Source organism: Marinobacter confluentis (assembly GCF_004785685.1).
Classification (GTDB): Bacteria; Pseudomonadota; Gammaproteobacteria; order Pseudomonadales; family Oleiphilaceae; genus Marinobacter; species Marinobacter confluentis.
In genome coordinates, this window is the sequence record NZ_SRPF01000062.1 from 1 (window position 1) to 307 (window position 307).

The following is a 307-nucleotide window of genomic DNA, read 5'->3' on the forward strand; positions in this document are numbered from 1 at the left end:
GCCGTGATTGCGCTGGTCCAGGGCATGGATCTGCCAGTTACCCTGAAGCCCCCGGGCAATCACGCCCAGGTTATCCAGGGAGCCAAACAGCCCATGCAATAGAATCAACGGCTCGCCTTCGCCGCTGATCCGGTGATGAAGTTGGACACTCATGAACACATTCTCCAGCAGAGGAAACCGTCAGACATCAGACAGCCGGGCACAAAAAAGCCGGGCGAACCCGGCTGATACAATGTCAGGTAAAAGGATGATCAGCAATAATAGATGCTGTTCAGGTACTCTGCCAGAGCGACAATATTGGACCGCT

The 307-nt window shown here is 54.4% G+C and carries 1 pseudogene; it reads right to left on the reverse strand.

The features are described 5' to 3' along the window. Nucleotides 1–153, reverse strand: a pseudogene (locus E5Q11_RS18140) (alpha/beta fold hydrolase); the annotation flags it as partial. Between the last annotated feature and the right edge of the window lie 154 nt (nt 154–307).